This window comes from Hymenobacter sp. YIM 151858-1 (genome assembly GCF_025979705.1).
In the GTDB taxonomy this organism is placed as follows: domain Bacteria; phylum Bacteroidota; class Bacteroidia; order Cytophagales; family Hymenobacteraceae; genus Solirubrum.
Genome location: NZ_CP110136.1, coordinates 3,105,762 through 3,122,358, shown reverse-complemented (window position 1 = coordinate 3,122,358; position 16,597 = coordinate 3,105,762). Strand labels below are relative to the sequence as shown.

The window sequence follows — 16,597 nt, the reverse complement described above, 5'->3', positions numbered from 1 at the left end:
CGTGGTGGTAGAAAATGTATGTTGAGGAGAAAATGAATTTGCGTGCTTGCTAGGTTTAAGACTAGCTCCCCTCCTCAGATGAGGAGGGGCTGGGGGTGGTTGAAAGACTAGAATTAGAGGTTAGATCTAGGGGTTGTTCAACGACTAGTCAACCACCCCTAGCCCCTCCTCATCTGAGGAGGGGAACTAGCTCTAGCTTAGCTGGCTTGCTGCGCCTTGTACTTCTCTACCTCCTCCAGAAACTGGTCGAACAAAAACTCCGTGTCCTGGGGGCCGCCGGCTGCCTCGGGGTGAAACTGGGTGGAGAAGAAGGGCTTGGTTTTGTGCTTGATGCCTTCGCAGGTGCCGTCGTTGAGGTTCTCGAACAGCATGTCCCACTCGGCGGGCAGTGTGGCGGTGTCCACCGCGAAGCCGTGGTTCTGGCTGGTGATGTAGCTGCGCTGGGTGCCCGTGAGTTTCACCGGCTGGTTGTGGCTGCGGTGGCCGTACTTGAGCTTAAACGTGTCGCCGCCTGCAGCGAGGCCCATAAGCTGGGAGCCCAGGCAGATGCCGAAGATCGGCTTGTCCTGTTGCAGGGCTTTCTGCAGGTGCTCAATCGTCGGCACGCACATTTTCGGGTCGCCGGGGCCGTTGCTCAGGAACAGGCCGTCGTAATCGAGCTGGGTGAAGTCGTAGTCCCAGGGCACGCGGATCAGCTCCACGTCGCGCTCCAAAAAGCAGCGGATGATGTTGGTCTTGGTGCCGCAGTCCACCAGCACGATTTTGTTTTTGCCCGTGCCGTAGTGCTGCACGCCCTCGGGGCTTACCTGGGCCACCAGGTTGTCCTGGTTGGGGTCGTGCAGGGGCACGTCCTCTTCGGCCACGATTTTGCCGAGCATGGCGCCCTTCTCTCGCAGCTTCTTGGTGAGCATGCGGGTATCCACGCCGTAGATGCCGGGGATGTTGTACTCGGCCAGCCAGTCGCCGAGGCTCTTGGCGGCGTTCCAGTGGCTGTGCTCCTCGGAGTAGTAGTTCACCACTAGGCCGGCCACATGAATCTTATCCGACTCGAAGATCTTGGAAATGGACTCGTACAGCTCCTCGCCCGGCACGCCGTAGTTGCCCACGATGGGGTAGGTGAGCACCAGGATCTGCCCGGCGAAGGACGGATCGGTGAGGTTTTCGGGGTAGCCGGTCATGGCCGTGCTGAACACCACTTCGCCCGCGGCCGAGGTAAATGCCCCGAAGGAGCTGCCCTGGATTTCGGTGCCGTCTTCGAGCACCAGCTTCACCGTTTTAGCGTTTTCCACTCTGTTGTGCGAAAAAGGGGTTTATGCTGTTGTTGAGTTTCGACCTCACCCCCCGGCCCCCTCTCCAAAAGAGAGGGGGAGCCAGACGATTCGATTTCGATGGTTGGGTTGCGGCGGCCGCAAACGTGACGGCCTGAAAGGGCAGCGGATGTGCCCAAAAAGATTTTCGGCTGGAACAGGACCATAAATCAGGGGTCTGTTCCAGCCGAAAAAGCACTTAAGCCAAACGGGGTCGAAAGCGTGTAGATCAATCGGCCCCGCACAATACCGATCCCAGATGTCAGGCATCGGGAAGTCTGGTAGGCTCGGCTGCTGGAAAGAAAATTCGATGGCTGCTCTTTCCTGGAAAGAGCCAGCCGGGTGCTGCGCCGCAAGGGGCAATGGCAGCGTGCGGCTAATCAGAAGGTGAGCTTTGCTCGTGAACCTCGTGGTGCCACTCATTAAGGCCGCAAGTTAGGCTGCCGGTTGCTTAACTCCTTACATCTGCCGGAATTATTGCGTACAGCGCTTGCAAAAACTGGTCGACTTCCGCGCGCTTGATGTTCAGTGGCGGCAGCAGGCGCAGCACCGTCGGGTCGGAGGCGTTGCCCACGAAGATGTGGTGTTCCGAGAGCAGCTTGTCGCGCACGTCCTTGATGGGGAAGTCGTACTTCAGGCCGATCATCAGCCCGCGGCCGCGCACTTCCTGGGCGCCGGCGTTTTGCAGCAACTCCTGCTTCAGGTACTCGCCCATTTCGCGGGCGTGCGCCAGCAGGTTTTCCTGCTCGATGACTTCCAGCACCGCCAGCGCGGCGGCGCAAGCCAAGTGGTTGCCGCCGAAAGTAGTGCCCAGCAGCCCGTACGAAGCCTGGAACTCCGGCGCAATCAGGATGCCACCGATGGGAAAACCGTTGCCCATGCCTTTGGCCACCGAGATGATACCCGGCCGCACACCGGCGTGCTGGTGCGCGAAGAACTTGCCGCTGCGGCCGTAGCCACTCTGCACTTCATCGGCAATGAGGACGGCGCCGTACTGCTGGCACAGCTGCTCCAGGCCCTGCAGGAACTCGTCGGAAGGCATGATGATGCCGCCCACGCCCTGAATCGGCTCGATGATGACGGCGCAGGTCTTGCCTTCCTGCAGCACCCGCTCTACTTCCGCCAAGTCGTAGGGCAGGAAGCTGATGGGGTGACCGGCGTTGAACGGCGCGACAATCTTCGGATTGTCGGTAGCCGCCACCGCGCCCGACGTGCGGCCGTGGAATGCGCCCTTAAACGCAATAACGTGGCTTTTGCCGGTGTGGAAGGAAGCTAGCTTCAGCGCATTCTCGTTGGCCTCGGCGCCCGAGTTGCACAAGAACAGCGTGTAGTCCTCATAACCTGACACCTCGCCCAGCTTCCGCGCCAGCTCCCGCTGAATCGGGATGTGCACCGAGTTCGAGTAGAAGCCGATCTGCTGCACCTGCGCGGTGATGCGCTGCACGTAGTGCGGGTGGCTGTGGCCGATGCTGATTACGGCGTGGCCGCCGTAGAAGTCGAGGTACTGCTGCCCACGGTCGTCCCAGAGCTGCGCCCCGAGGGCGCGCACCGGCGTGATGTCGTTGAGCGGATAGACGTTGAAAAGCTCCATTTGGGGTTAGAACTGAGAGCTGAGAGATTAGAACTGAGAAACCGTTGAGCGGCAATCAGAACGTAATGCTGAGCTTGTCGAAGCATTACGTTCTGATTGCGATTTATTACCCCTAGAGAAGCGGTAGAGATGCTTCGACAAGCTCAGCATGACCGTGCTAATACATTAGAAAAGCACCGATTTGAGGTGGAGCCCCGTCGTTTCGGGCAAGCCGAAGAGCAGGTTCATGTTCTGGATGGCCTGGCCCGAAGCGCCCTTCACGAGGTTATCGATAACCGAGGTAATGAGCAGCTGCTTGCCGAATTTTTGCACGTGCAGCAGGCTCTTATTGGTGTTTACTACCTGCTTCAGGTGCACTTCCTTGTCCGACACCGTGGTAAATGGCGCGTCGGCGTAGAACTTCTGGTACAGCTCCCGCGCTTCCTCCTGCGTCAAATCCGACGGCGTGTAGACGCTGGCGAAGATGCCGCGGGTGAAGTTGCCGCGGTAGGGAATGAAGTTGATGTCCATTGCCAGCTCGGGCTGCAGTTGCGCCAGGCTCTCCCCAATTTCCCCTAGGTGCTGGTGCGTGAAAGGCTTGTAGATGGACACGTTGTTCGAACGCCACGAGAAATGCACCGTCTCCGATAGGCTCTGCCCCGCGCCCGTGCTGCCGGTAATGGCCGATACGTGCACGTCGTCGGTGAGGCGGCCGGCCTGGGCCAGCGGCAGCAGGGCCAGTTGAATAGACGTAGCAAAGCAGCCGGGGTTGGCAATGCTTTGGGCCTGCTGAATGCGCGTCTTGTTCAGCTCCGGCAGCCCGTACACGAACTCCCGGTCCTGAAACTCCCGATCAGCACCTAGGCGGAAATCGTTGCTGAGGTCGATGACGTGGGTGGTTTCCGGCAGCGGTTGCTTTTCAAGAAACGCCCGCGAGTTGCCGTGGCCCAGGCAGAGGAACACCACGTCTTCGTCGCCGGCCAGCTCCGCGGCAAAGCGCAGGTCCGTTTCGCCCACCAGGTCGTCGTGTGCCTGGTGCACCGGCTTGCCTGCGCTCGACGAGCTGACGATAGCGCCCAGCTCCACGAACTCGTGGTGCAGCAGAATGCGGATCAGCTCTCCGGCCGTGTAGCCGGCCCCGCCGACGATGCCAACCTTAATTTTCATCGTTGAAGGAAGCGTGAATGCGCAGCTGGTTGCTGAAAATCTTGATAAACCCTTTGGCGTCGCGCGAATCCCAGGCGTTGTTCTCCTCACCGTAGGTCGCCACTTTCGACTGCATCATGTCAAATTCCGACTCGATGCCCAGCAGCTCAAACTGATAAGGCTTCAACGACACGTACACCGTGCCTGACACGCGCTGCTGCGACGACTCCAAGAAAGCTTCCATATCGCGCATCACCGGATCGAGGTACTGCGCCTCGTGCAGCAGCGTGCCGTACCAATTGGCGATGTAGTCTTTGTGCAGCAGCTGCCAGCGTGAGGAGGTGTGCTTCTCCAGCAGGTGGTGGCTTTTGATAAGAATCAGCGGGGCCGGAGCCTCGAAGCCCACTCGGCCTTTGATGCCTAGGATGGTGTCGCCCACGTGCGTATCGCGGCCAATGGCGTACTTACCGGCCAGCTCGTTCAGCGCCACAATCAGGTCTACCGGCTTCATCTGCTCGCCGTTCAGCGCCACCGGCTCACCTTTTTCGAAGGTGATGCTGATTTCCTGCGGCTCGGTTGCCGAGAGCTGCGTCGGCCAGGCCGACTCCGGCAGGCCCTGGCGCGAGGTCAGCGTTTCGACGCCGCCCACGCTGGTGCCCCAAATGCCCTTGTTGATGGAGTATTTGGCTTTTTCCCAGCTCATCTCCACACCGTTGGCCTGCAGGTACTCGATTTCCTGCTGGCGCGAAAGACGCAGGTCGCGGATGGGCGTGAGGATTTCGGTGTTGGGTGAAATCACCGAGAAAGCCACGTCGAATCGTACCTGGTCGTTGCCGGCGCCGGTGCTGCCGTGGGCAATGTAATCGGCCTTGTTTTCGCGGGCGTACTCGGCCAAAGCCAGCGACTGGAACATGCGCTCCGCGCTGACGCTCAGCGGGTAGGTGTCGTTTTTTAGGATGTTTCCCGCCAGCAGGTAGCGCAGGCACTGTTGGTAGAAACGCTCGGTTACGTCAATCACCTCGTGGCGCTTGGAGCCCATTTCGTAGGCGCGCTTTTCGATGCCGGCCAGCTCCTTCTCCGAGAAGCCGCCCGAGTTGACGATTACCGTGTGGACTTCCAGGCCCAGTTCTTTCGTCAGATAAACGACGCAGTAGGACGTATCCAACCCGCCGCTGTAGGCGAGAACTACCTTTTTCATGCTTTGTAGTGAGTAGGAAGTAGTGAGTAGTCAGTATGCGCGGCGAAGAGCGAGAGCCAACCCAGTGAGTTTGTCTCAGTACCCAAAACCAACTACTGATTACTGATGAATTCGATGGTTTCCTGCGGCTTCTGCCCGTACTCGTCGTTCAGGTTGTCGTACAACATGCCGGTGCACAGGCACATACGACGCTGGTTTTCCTCCAGAATGGGGTAGTACTTGCACGACGAGCAACCCTTCCAGAAGTCGTCCGACTGCGTGAGCTCGGGGAAGGCCACGGGGCGGTAGCCCAGGTCGGTGTTCATTTTCATCACCGGCCCGGAGGTGGTAATGCCGAACAGCTTGGCGCCGGGGTACTTGGTGCGCGAGAGTTTGAACACCTCGTTTTTGATGGCGCGGCCCAGGCCCTCTTTGCGCAGCTGGGTGTTCACGATCAGGCCCGAGTTGACGATGAATTTCTGGTCCTCGAAGGTCTCGATGTAGCAGAAGCCGGCCAGCTGTTCGCCAATGAATGCGATGATGGCGTTGCCCGTTTCCATCTTCTTCTTCAGGTAGTTAGGGTCGCGCTTGGCGATGCCCACGCCCCGCTGTTTGGCCGATTCCTCGTACCATTGACAAAGCGTTTCTACATGCTGCACGTCGGCAGCATTAGCAACTCGTAAAATCATTGGGGTGTAGACGATGGTGCCGGCCTGCGGAGCGCGGCAAAAAATGTCGGGGAAGTCAGGAAAAAGCAGCAGATGTACGCTAACGGTACGCGGCGCAAACAGGGCCAGCGGCCGACGTTGCAACGACCAAGCCGCCTAGGTGGGCTCGGTATCCGGGGAGGGGTGCCAGTAGGGGATTGGCTGGGGCGGGCAACCGGCCAAACGGGCCGTTGCTCAGGTGGGGCATTTACGCAAAGCCACCTTCAGTACATGTACCGCGTCCTACACTCGTGTCAGTCTGTTGATTGTCAGTTGTTCTGTTCTCTTGATATTTCCGCTCTGTGAGCGGAGCCGTGTTGGTAGCACGAAGGGCAAACACAAACGGCTATCGGCAAGCCAGCTCTAGGCTGGCTTAATTCGCACGATCCGGTTCGATCGTCGCAAATGCACAAGAGAAGTAAAACGAATCATGACAAACACCAACGCCCCTAAAGGGCCAGCAGGAGAGTTTTTCTGACGGTGTAAATGAGGGGCACCGGAAAAACGTTGCAATACTAGATGTTTTTTTTCGGAAACTTTGCCGGCCCGGCGGCAAAAAAAATGCGCAACTAATGCCGGCCCATTGCCTGCTGGCCCCAAGCCGGCGCCCTGCACCTAGGGCCGAAAAGCGCGTGTCGGGCCTCTCTGCTGACTTTCGGATGAAAGAAATCCTCAAACTATTCAAGATTGGCGGCGGCATCCTCGACGACGAGGCGCAGCTCCGCCGTTTTGTGCAGGCGTTTGCCCAAGTGCCCGGCCGCAAAATGTTGGTGCACGGCGGCGGCAAAGGCGCCAACCAGATGCTCAGCGACCTAGGCATCGAGCCCAAAATGGTGCAGGGCCGCCGCATCACCGACGCCGCCACGCTCGACATCGTAACGATGTTTTACGCTGGCAAAACCAACAAGCAATTGGTGGCCCTGCTGCAGGCCAGCGGCGTAAATGCCCTAGGGCTGTCGGGGGCCGATGGCAACGCGGTGCGGGCCAGCAAGCGGCCGGTAAAGGACATCGACTACGGTTTTGTGGGCGACATCGACGCCGGCAGCATCGACACTGCCGTGGTGCAGCAGCTGCTGGCCGCCGACCTCACGCCGGTGTTCTGCGCCATTACGCACGATGGCCAGGGGCAGCTGCTGAACACCAACGCCGATACCATTGCCAGCGCGCTGGCCCGCGCGCTGGCGCCGCACTACCAGGTAGAGCTGCACTTCTGCTTTGAGAAGGATGGCGTGCTGCGCGACGTAAACGACGACAGCTCGGTGGTGCCGCGCATTACGCCCGCGCTGTATCAGCAGCTGAAAGCCGAGGGTATTATTGCCGCCGGCATGATTCCGAAGCTCGACAATGCCTTTGCCGCTCTGGCGGCTGGCGTGGAGCAGGTTATCATCGAAAACGCGCTCAAGATCAACGAGCCCGTGAAAACCGTGCTATGCCGGAGCTGATTTCGCGCCTCACAGACGAGGCCATTGCGCTGTTGCAGCAGCTGATTCGCACGCCGTCGTTTTCGCGGGAGGAGGGTGCTACTGCCGACCTCATCTTCGCGTTTCTGCAGCAGCACGGCGCCGCGCCGCAGCGCGCGCAGCACAACGTGTGGGCCGTTAACGAGCACTTCGATGCCGCCAAGCCAACCATTCTGCTCAACTCGCACCACGACACCGTAAAGCCCGGCAGCACCTGGACGTACGACCCTTTCGGGGCCGTGCTCGAGGGCGACAAACTCGTGGGCCTGGGTAGCAACGACGCCGGGGCTTCGGCGGTGAGCTTGCTGGCTACCTTCCTGTACTTCCGCACGCGTCCCGACCTAGGGTTTAACCTCATCTGCGCCATCACGGCCGAGGAAGAAGTATCGGGCGCCAATGGGGTGCGCAGCATCCTGCCCCAGCTCGGCCGCATCGACCTAGGGATTGTGGGGGAACCCACCAAAATGGACATGGCCATTGCTGAGAAAGGCTTGGTGGTGCTTGACTGCGTAGCGCACGGCCGCACCGGCCACGCCGCCCGCGACGAAGGCGAAAACGCGCTCTACAAAGCCGTGCAGGATATCGAATGGATTCGGCAGTACCAGTTTCCGAAAGTGTCGCCGCTGCTCGGGCCCGTGAAGATGACTGTAACGCAAGTGCAAGCCGGCTCGCAGCACAACGTAGTGCCCGACCGTTGCCACTTTGTGGTGGATGTGCGCACCAACGAGTTCTACTCCAACGCCGAGGTGGTGCGCACCGTGCAGCAACACATCAGCTCCGAAGCAACGCCTAGGTCGCTGTACCTGAACTCCTCGCGCATAGCGCCCGAGCACTTGCTGGTGCAGCGCGGCCTGGCCCTTGGGCGGAAGACGTTCGGCTCGGCCACGCTCTCCGACCAAGCTGTAATGCCGTTCGAAACCGTGAAGATGGGCCCCGGCGACTCAGCCCGCTCGCACACCCCCGACGAGTACATTCTGCTCAGCGAAATCTGCAGCGGCATCAGCGGATACGTAGAGTTACTGGAAGGCTTTAAGTTTTGATTAGAGTTAAAGCTCGCTATCAGATTAGATGCTAGGACTAGTTTCCCTCCTCAGATGAGGAGGGGCTAGGGGTGGTTGACTTTGACGTTTGAACGACCTTTAGACCTAGCCACTAGTATTTAGCCACCTACCCAATTTAGCTCTAGCCTTTCAACCACCCCTAGCCCCTCCTCATCTGAGGAGGGGAACTAGTTTTTAGCTTCCGACTCAAACACACATGAAAATCTGGGATAAGGGCATTGCCGTCGACAAGAAGATTGAGGCGTTTACCGTGGGCCGCGACCGGGAGCTGGATATGTATCTGGCCCGCTTCGATGTGCAAGCCTCGAAGGCGCAGGCCAACATGCTGGCCAAGGTTGGGCTGATTTCGGAGGCCGAAAACGCGCAGCTGCAGCAAGGCCTCACGGAGCTGGCCGCGCAGGTAGATGAGGGCACCTTAACCATCGAGGAGAGCTTCGAGGACGTGCACTCCAAGATTGAGTACTACCTCACGGAGAAATTCGGCGACGCGGGCAAGAAGATCCACACCGCCCGCTCGCGCAACGACCAGGTGCTTACGGCTATCCAGCTGTTCCTGAAAGACTACACGGAGCGAGTGGCGAACCGCACCATGGAGCTGGTGCAGGTGCTGCTGCTTAAAGCCGATGCGCATCAGGCCGATTTGATGCCCGGTTACACCCACTTTCAGGCGGCCATGCCCAGCTCGTTCGGGCTGTGGTTTTCGGCCTACGCCGAGCACCTGCTGCTCGATCTGGCCTTGTTCGAAGCGGCCCACACCGTAGCCGACCAAAACCCTTTGGGCTCGGGCGCAGGCTTCGGTAGCTCATTCCCCATCGACCGGCAGCAAACCACCGCCGAAATGGGTTTTGGCAACCTGGCCGTGAGCAGCGTGGGCGCTCAAATGCTGCGCGGCAAAACCGAAAAAACGCTGGCCTTTGCCATGGCCGGCATGGCCGCCACGTTCGCCAAAATGGCCTACGACCTGGTGCTCTACAACTCGCAGGATTTGGCCTTCGTGGAGCTGCCCGCCGCGTTTACTACCGGCTCCAGCATCATGCCGCACAAGAAAAACCCCGACGTGTTCGAGCTGATCCGGGCCCGCTGCAATGCCCTGCAGGCGCTGCCCAATACGCTGCTGCTGGTAACCAACAACCTGCCCAGCGGCTACCACCGCGACTTCCAGATTCTCAAGGAAATCCTGTTCGAGCCGATGACGCAGCTGCTCGACATTCTCGACATCGTGCTCTTCGCCTTGCCGCAGCTGAAAATTAAGCCGAACCTGCTCGATCAGCCGAAGTACGATGCGGTGTTCACCGTGGAAAACATCAATCAGCTGATCCAAGCCGGCATGCCCTTCCGCACGGCTTACAAAGAGGTAGGGCAGGCCGTAGAAGACGGTAGCTACGTGCCGCACAAAGAGTTCGGCACCACGCACCTGGGGAGCGTGCACAACCTGGGGCTGGAGGCGATTCAGCAGAAAGTAGATAAGCTGCGCCAAGGCAGCCGACTGTTCATAAACCAGGAGTAGCCGTAAGGTTAATCGTCCGTCATCCTGACGAAGGAAGGACCTTCTCACGCTCGCACGATTTTTCCTAGGTCGTGTCATGCCGAGCTTATCGAGGCATCGGGCGTGCTGACGCCGGATACTAACCGCTCCCCTCTCCTTTTGGGGAGGGGCTGGGGGTGGGGTCTACCGACGTAGGCACGATAAGGTCCTTCGCTTGGCTCAGGATGACTGTACCTACGTAGGTAACTATTCCGTTTCTATCCCGCGTCAGCACGCGAGATGTCTCGACAAGCTCGGCATGACGGACTTTTCCACTGAGCGGAGGAGTCATTCAGCGCGGCAAAAGCCCGGTGCTTACTTGCTCGTAGGAGCAAGGCGTACGGTCAGCTCAACATCCACGGGTTTGCCGTTCTGGTAGCCCGGCCGGAAGCTACCTATCGACTGCAAAGCCCTGGCCAGCGCCGGGTCGGTGGCAGCCTCGGTTTCGGCCGAAGTAGGACCTAGGGCCGGAAAACGGGCCTTGCCCGTTTGGTCGACCACGAAGGTGAGGTAGGCTCCGCTGCCGCTGGCTGCCCCGCGTACCCTGCTGCTCATAAACGCCTGCAAGCCCGCGTTGCCTCCGTCGAGGTACACCGGCATCTTCTCGACATAGCGGTACAGCTTGCGGCCGCCGAGCTTGGCACTGCCCCCTAGGTCGGGTGACATGGCATTGGGCATGGGCGTAAGGGCGCCTTGAGCCGCTGCCGATAAGCCGGTTAGCAGCAGAGTACCTAGGGCCAGCAGAGAGCCCCAATACTTCACTAATGGAGTGTGCATAGGTAGTATTAACGGGCTGAGGAAGTTGTGATTATCACCGATTGCGGCCGTACTGCTCGTGCGAGCTTACCCAGTCGGAGCTGCTGATGGCGGCGGCCAGGCTTAGTTCGCCGGCCAGCACCACGCCGGCCACGATTTCGGCAAACTTGTTCACGGTGCCGCGGCCCACGCAGCCCAGCATGCGCAGGCATTCGTTTTGGGTGGCCAGGCCAGTGCCGCCGCCGTGGGTAGCCACAATCAGCGACGGGATGGTGATGCTCAGGTACAGGTCGCCCTCCGGGGTGCGCTCCGAGTAAATAATGCCTGCCGACGATTCGGACACGTTGGCCACGTCCTGGCCCGTGGCGATGAACATGGCCGTGATGCCGTTGGCCGAGTGCAGGCCGTTGTTGTTGGCCCCCGACATAAACGCGCCCACGTTGGCCACTTGCCCGTGGTAGGCCAGCTGCTCGGGCGTTACGCGCATGCGCTGCTGCAGCACATCGCGCTTAATCAGGGCCTCGGCCACCACGCGCTTGCCGCGGGTGCGCATCACGTTTATCTGCGAGGCTTTTTTATCGGTAGCGAAGTTCGACTCGAGGTAGAAGTTGCGGATGGGCGCGCCTTGGTAGTTGGCCAGTATCCAGGAGCAAGCCGCGAAGGTGGCCCGGCCCACCATGTTTTGCCCGGCCGCATCGCCGGTGCTGAAATTAAAGCGCAGGTAAGCAAACTTGTTGGCCAGGTACGTATCGATGTACTGCAGCTTGGCCACGCGCGAGGTGGCCTCGGCCTCGTGCCGGATTTTTTCGATGCACTCCTCTACCCAGCGGCTGAAGTCGCGGGCGCCGCGGGCGTCGTCGAACACAAACACCGGGGCGCGCTGCATGGCATCGCCGATAACGGTGCACTTTACGCCGCCGCTCAGGTTGAGCAGCTGCATGCCGCGGTTGTAGCTGGCTACCAAAGTGCCCTCGGTGGTGGCCAGCGGAATGAGGAAGTCGCCCTGCGCGTGCTCGCCGTTGATGCGCAAGGGGCCGGCCAGCCCGATGGGCACCTGCGCCACCCCCGCAAAATGCTCGCAGTTGCCCTTAAGCGCGTGCGGATCGAAGGAGTATTTGGTGATGTGCTCGAACTCCTGGCCCGTGAACTCCTGCGCGAAGCGTTGGCGCGCCTGAATGGCCGCCTCGGCGTAGTCGTCGGGCTCGAAGCGCGGAATGCGCACGCGCTGGTCCTGCTGCACAATGGCGTCTTCTACCTCCACCTGCAGTTCGCCGAAGGGGTCGGTCTGGAACTGCAGCTGCACCGGGTGCATGCCCTCGGGCAGCGGGTGGGTGTGCAGGCGCAGCGTAATGCTTTGCCCCACGGGGAACTCCAGGCCGCCGCCCTCGCCAATTTCGGTAGCCGGCCGGATGTTGCCGTTGCCCAAATCGATGGTAATCTGCTCCGGACCTAGGGCATGGCCGTTCACCCGAACGTGGTCGATGCGCGTGAGGCGCACCGTATCGAGGCGGTTTTTCAGCGAGAAAGCAACGCCGCCGTTGTCGGGCAGGTTGTGCAGGCTGCCGCGGGTGTACAGCAGCTTCAGCAGCATGGGGCTCGGGGTGAAGATCATGGCCGGAAGGAGGATGAAGTCTGGCTATAAGTATAAGCTTTTATGACTTCAGTACTACTGCCGAGCCGCTAGGTTGTGGACTTGGCAGTTCCTCGTGTGCCTCCTAGGTGCTTACTGCTTGCTGTCGAAGGTGATAGGTACGGTATAGGTCACTTCGATGGGCCGACCATTTCGGTGAGCCGGTATCCAGTTGGGCATCTGCTTAACGACCCTAAGTGCTTCCGCATCAAGCGCCGGATCGGCACTCTTCACAACCCGCGCATCTTTAACTGCGCCGGTTTTTGCAACAATGAAACTGATAAATACCCGACCCGAGGCTGCGGTACGAGGATAATGAATGTTGTTGCGTAAATATTCCAACAGAGCCTTTTGCCCGCCTTTAAATTCGGGCATTTGCTCCATCCCCACGAAAACCAGTTGCTCTTGTTGAGCCTTTGCGGACAGTGGTACGTGGTGAGCTTGCTTCGCGCTGTTATGCTGATTAGCAGAAGTCGGCTGCTGCGTGCGCGGAGCTGCTGGGCGTTGCCGCACCTGCGCCCACGCCTGTTGCGCCGATAAGCCCTGCACAACCACCAGCACCAAGGCCGCCAAAAAGCACCGCAACCTCGGCCGCAGCCTAGGTGCCGCCGCCAATTGCGCCTGCCGGAAGCGGCCGCACAGCCGGCCATCGGGCGAGGCGGCTCGGGCTGCAGCCAACTCAAGCTGCGTAGCGTTGGTGAAGTCGTGCACCACGCGCTGGCAATCGGCGCAGAAATGCCCGCCCGGCACGGACGTGAGCTTATCAGCCGCTACGGCGCAGGGCTGCAGCCGAACGTTGGTAATGGGCAGGGCGTGGAGCATGCCTGGGTGGGTTTAGCTGAGCGGCAAACGCCGGGACAGTACTAAGTGCTATACGGCGCCAGCGCGGCAAGATACGGTCCGAACTGGGCGGCGCGGCTTACGCCCTAGGTGCTTAGTCGAAGTACTCGCGGCCGGCATCGTCCACGTACCCTACTTTGCCTTCGGGCGTAACCACGCGGGCCACGCCGGCTACAAAGGGCTCGGCAGCAGCGTACTTGGGCTTGATGATGAGCTTGCCGCTGGGCCCTAGGTAGCCAAACCGGCCTTGCTGCTCCACAATGGGGTAGGCGTAGCCGTTTTGCTCGGTAGCCCGAATGTTGTCGAAGGAGAGGGGCAAGCGTTGGCGGCCGCGGTTATCTACCACGCCCCACTTGGGGCCCTGGCGCACCAGCAGCAGGCCGTCGTGGTACAGGTCCTGCACTTCGTCGTACACGGGCGGCACCACGGCGTCGCCGACGGAAAACCGGAAGCCCACTTTGCCGTTGCGGCGGAGCGGGTCGCCCTGGGCCAGGTAATCCTCCTCGGGTTGCTCGCGGGGCTCGGCCAGCCGGCGGCCCGATACGTCGATGTCGAAGGTTTCGCCGCGCAGCACCACCGTGGCACGGCCCTGCTGAAAGTTGGAGGCCTGCTCGAAGTGCATGGGCGTGAGCGGGTTGCCGGCGCCGTCGATGTAGCCGTAGCACGCACCAACGCGCACCCAGGCCACTTCGTCCACAAACGGGCCGGCTTCGTCGTAGCGCAGGGGCAGCACCACGCGGCCCTGGCGGTCGGCGTAGCCCCATTGGTTGCCCTTGCGGCACGGTACCAGGCGAGCGGGGGCGGGCTGGGCCGCGGCCGCATAGCTAAGCGCCAAGGCCAACGGCAGCCAGAAAATGCGTTTCATGCGGTGGAAGGCTGGAGGCAGGTGGAGGAGTGAAGTTCCAGCATCCCGAAAATACACAATTTCTGACAAAGCCAAGCTGCAGCCTGGCCAAACCGGCCGCTGGGCTGTGTAAACGGCCGGTGGCGGCCCGCCGAAGTTGCGTAACTTGCCTTGGCTGAGGCTTGCCCACGCAGTAGAGGCAGGATTCGGCGTAGCTTTATGCAGCTCTCTGCCGATTATCCCCGCTTCTGCTTACGCAATTCGCAACTCTCGCACGAGCAAAAAGCCTTTTTTCAGCGGCGCGGCTTTCTTCATTTTCGGCAATTTGCTGCACCCGAAGCCGTGCAAGGGCTGCTGCAGGCCATTGCAGAATTGGAGCAGCAATGGCTGCAGGCGGGCCCCACCAAAATCAACGGAGTGCCCATTAAGTACGGCCACGATGCAGACGGCACGCGCATGGTGCAGCGCTTTGCGTTTGCCTCGCAGCACAGCCCCCGGCTGCACGCATTTTTGCAGGATACACGCCTGCGGGCATTGCTCGGGCTGCTTGATGCACCTGGCGCCCGCATGGGCGAAAACGAGAAGAACGGCCTGGTAGTAAACCACTACGTGAACGTGCCGGGCAGCACGTTTGCGCACATGGGCTGGCACACCGATGCCCTGCGCGACGTATTCGAGGGGCGGCGCATTGGGGCTATGCTGAACGTGGGCATTCACCTCGACGACTGCCCCGCGGCCAACGGCGGCTTGCGCGTGCTGCCGGGCACACACTGCCAAAGCCTGCGCGAGCTGCTGTTTCGCAAAAAGTACTTCGCCAGCCACGAGGCCGACCCTAACGAGCTGGCCATCGAAACCCAGGCCGGCGACCTGACCGTGCACGACGGCCGCTTGTGGCACCGTGTAGCCCGCTCGCCCTTAGTGGGGGCCGCGTCGCGCCGCCGCGTGCTGTACGTGCCCATTGTGGCGGGCCCGTATCAGCCCAAACACGCCGCGGCACCTACGCCCTTGTACCTGCGCTTTTTGCACCTGCTGAAGTAACGCAACCCCTAGGTGCCGGTGCTTGGCCAGGGCAGTAGCACCTAGGGCAATCGGCTGGGCGCGGTGTTGTACCTTGGCGGGCATACTCATATCATATCTGGCGCTCATGTTCCGCCTTCCTGTTTTATTGGCCGCTGCTGCCGGGCTGCTGGCCTTGCACCCGGCTCCGGCCGCGGCCCAAAAGAAAAACCCCTTGGCCGGGCGCATCGACGCGCTTTCGGCCCGCGTAGAGCCCCAGGTAATTGCCTGGCGCCGCGATATTCACGAGCACCCCGAGCTGGGCAACCGCGAAACCCGCACGGCCGGCATTGTGGCCGCCGAGCTGAAGCGCCTGGGCCTGGAGGTGCAAACCGGCGTGGGCAAAACCGGCGTGGTCGGGCTGCTGCGCGGCGGCAAGCCCGGCCCCGTGGTGGCCCTGCGCGCCGACATGGACGCCCTGCCCGTGACGGAAGACCGCAAAGTGCCGTTTGCCTCGAAGGAGCGCACCCAGTACAACGGCCAGGAGGTAGGCATTATGCACGCCTGCGGCCACGACAGCCACGTGGCCATGCTGCTGGGCACCGCCAACGTGCTTAGCCAGCTGAAAAACGACCTGCACGGCACCGTGAAGTTCATTTTCCAGCCCGCCGAAGAAGGCCCGCCCGCAGGCGAGGAAGGCGGCGCTGCCCTAATGGTGAAAGAAGGCGTGCTCGACAACCCCAAGGTGGATGCCGTGTTCGGGCTGCACATCAATGCCCAAACCGAGGTAGGGCAGGTGAAGTACCGCGCCGGCGGCATGATGGCCAGCGCCGACGTGTTCCAGATTCGCGTAAAGGGCAAGTCGGCGCACGGGGCGTACCCGTGGCTGGCCGTCGATCCGGTGGTTACGGCTTCGCAGATTGTGGTAGCCCTGCAAAGCATTGTAAGCCGCGAGGTGCAGCTGACGGAAGATGCGGCCGTGGTAACCGTGGGCATGATTCACGGGGGCGTGCGCAACAACATTATTCCGGAGCAAGTGGAGCTGCAAGGCACCTTGCGCGCCCTGAATGCCCAAACCCGCGCGCAGCTGGCCCAGAGCGTGCGCCGCGTGGCCACCAACATTGCCGAAGCCGCCGGCGCTACCGCCGAGGTGGAGGTGCGCGCCGCCGCCCCGCTTACCTACAACGACCCGCGCCTGCTGCAGCAAGCCCTGCCCACCCTGCGCAACGTGGCCGGCGCCAGCGCCGTGAGCGAGATGAAAGCCGTAACCGGCGCCGAGGATTTTGGCTGCTATCAGGAAAAAGTGCCCGGCCTGTACCTGTACCTTGGCGGCATGCCCAAGGGCGCCGACCCCGCCGCCACCGCCCCGCACCACACGCCCGGCTTCTTTCTCGATGAAAGCGGCTTTGGCCTGGGCGTACGTACCCTCTCGAACCTCGCCGTTGATTACCTCGGTGGCAAGATGAAGTAGGCCCGCCCGGGCAAGCAAACCGGTTGCCGCGCGGCAGTCAGCACCCAGCTGGCTGCCGCGCTTTTTTGTGCCGCCTAGGTGCGTTGGGGCTGAGGTTGGCTAAGCAG

Annotated in this window: 14 protein-coding genes; 5 read left to right on the top strand and 9 right to left on the bottom strand. The window is 61.0% G+C overall.

What is annotated here, in order from left to right; genetic code table 11:
• Window positions 1–197 precede the first annotated feature (197 nt).
• The 5 genes from carA to OIS50_RS13850 all read right to left on the bottom strand — a co-directional run bounded on the left by carA (window position 198) and on the right by OIS50_RS13850 (window position 5,889).
• Window positions 198–1,289 carry a glutamine-hydrolyzing carbamoyl-phosphate synthase small subunit gene (carA, locus tag OIS50_RS13870; RefSeq protein WP_264691230.1) on the bottom strand — a complete coding sequence of 364 codons (1,092 nt, stop codon included), beginning with the start codon at window positions 1,287–1,289 and terminating at the stop codon, window positions 198–200.
• 469 nt (window positions 1,290–1,758) lie between these two features.
• On the bottom strand, window positions 1,759–2,898 hold the full coding sequence (locus OIS50_RS13865) for an aspartate aminotransferase family protein (RefSeq protein ID WP_264691229.1): 1,140 nt from the start codon (window positions 2,896–2,898) through the stop codon (window positions 1,759–1,761).
• Between the two features lie 165 nt (window positions 2,899–3,063).
• The gene (gene argC, locus OIS50_RS13860; RefSeq protein ID WP_264691228.1) at window positions 3,064–4,044 is read right to left on the bottom strand and encodes an N-acetyl-gamma-glutamyl-phosphate reductase; all 981 of its coding nucleotides are present in this window, start codon (window positions 4,042–4,044) and stop codon (window positions 3,064–3,066) included.
• Window positions 4,034–5,221 carry an argininosuccinate synthase gene (argG, locus tag OIS50_RS13855; protein WP_264691227.1) on the bottom strand — a complete coding sequence of 396 codons (1,188 nt, stop codon included), beginning with the start codon at window positions 5,219–5,221 and terminating at the stop codon, window positions 4,034–4,036. The genes argC and argG overlap by 11 nt, the downstream gene beginning before the upstream one ends.
• Window positions 5,222–5,313: 92 nt before the next feature.
• Window positions 5,314–5,889, bottom strand: coding sequence for a GNAT family N-acetyltransferase (locus tag OIS50_RS13850; protein ID WP_264691226.1), 576 nt, complete (start codon window positions 5,887–5,889; stop codon window positions 5,314–5,316).
• Window positions 5,890–6,479: 590 nt separating this feature from the next.
• Between OIS50_RS13850 and argB the strand changes: the two genes are divergently transcribed.
• The 3 genes from argB to argH all read left to right on the top strand — a co-directional run bounded on the left by argB (window position 6,480) and on the right by argH (window position 9,935).
• Window positions 6,480–7,349, top strand: coding sequence for an acetylglutamate kinase (gene argB, locus OIS50_RS13845; protein WP_319805296.1), 870 nt, complete (start codon window positions 6,480–6,482; stop codon window positions 7,347–7,349).
• Window positions 7,337–8,407, top strand: coding sequence for a M20 family metallo-hydrolase (locus tag OIS50_RS13840; protein WP_264691225.1), 1,071 nt, complete (start codon window positions 7,337–7,339; stop codon window positions 8,405–8,407). Before argB ends, OIS50_RS13840 begins: the two co-directional genes overlap by 13 nt.
• A 217-nt stretch (window positions 8,408–8,624) precedes the next feature.
• A complete protein-coding gene (gene argH, locus OIS50_RS13835) occupies window positions 8,625–9,935 on the top strand; it encodes an argininosuccinate lyase (RefSeq protein WP_264691224.1) in 1,311 nt (436 codons plus the stop codon).
• Between the two features lie 333 nt (window positions 9,936–10,268).
• Here the strand turns inward: argH and OIS50_RS13830 are convergent, their stop codons facing one another.
• The 4 genes from OIS50_RS13830 to OIS50_RS13815 form a co-directional block, all read right to left on the bottom strand.
• Window positions 10,269–10,730, bottom strand: a complete 462-nt coding sequence (locus tag OIS50_RS13830) for a hypothetical protein (protein WP_264691223.1) — start codon at window positions 10,728–10,730, stop codon at window positions 10,269–10,271.
• Window positions 10,731–10,764: 34 nt separating this feature from the next.
• Complete coding sequence (locus OIS50_RS13825) at window positions 10,765–12,321, bottom strand: hydroxymethylglutaryl-CoA reductase (protein WP_264691222.1); 1,557 nt, start codon at window positions 12,319–12,321, stop codon at window positions 10,765–10,767.
• A gap of 111 nt (window positions 12,322–12,432) precedes the next feature.
• On the bottom strand, window positions 12,433–13,161 hold the full coding sequence (locus OIS50_RS13820; protein WP_264691221.1) for an energy transducer TonB: 729 nt from the start codon (window positions 13,159–13,161) through the stop codon (window positions 12,433–12,435).
• Window positions 13,162–13,273: 112 nt separating this feature from the next.
• On the bottom strand, window positions 13,274–14,044 hold the full coding sequence (locus OIS50_RS13815) for a WG repeat-containing protein (RefSeq protein WP_264691220.1): 771 nt from the start codon (window positions 14,042–14,044) through the stop codon (window positions 13,274–13,276).
• Between the two features lie 198 nt (window positions 14,045–14,242).
• Here OIS50_RS13815 and OIS50_RS13810 point away from each other — a divergent pair, with 198 nt between their 5' ends.
• Both OIS50_RS13810 and OIS50_RS13805 read left to right on the top strand, forming a co-directional pair.
• Window positions 14,243–15,061, top strand: a complete 819-nt coding sequence (locus OIS50_RS13810) for a phytanoyl-CoA dioxygenase family protein (protein WP_264691219.1) — start codon at window positions 14,243–14,245, stop codon at window positions 15,059–15,061.
• Window positions 15,062–15,167: 106 nt separating this feature from the next.
• On the top strand, window positions 15,168–16,490 hold the full coding sequence (locus tag OIS50_RS13805; RefSeq protein ID WP_264691218.1) for an amidohydrolase: 1,323 nt from the start codon (window positions 15,168–15,170) through the stop codon (window positions 16,488–16,490).
• Window positions 16,491–16,597 lie beyond the last annotated feature (107 nt).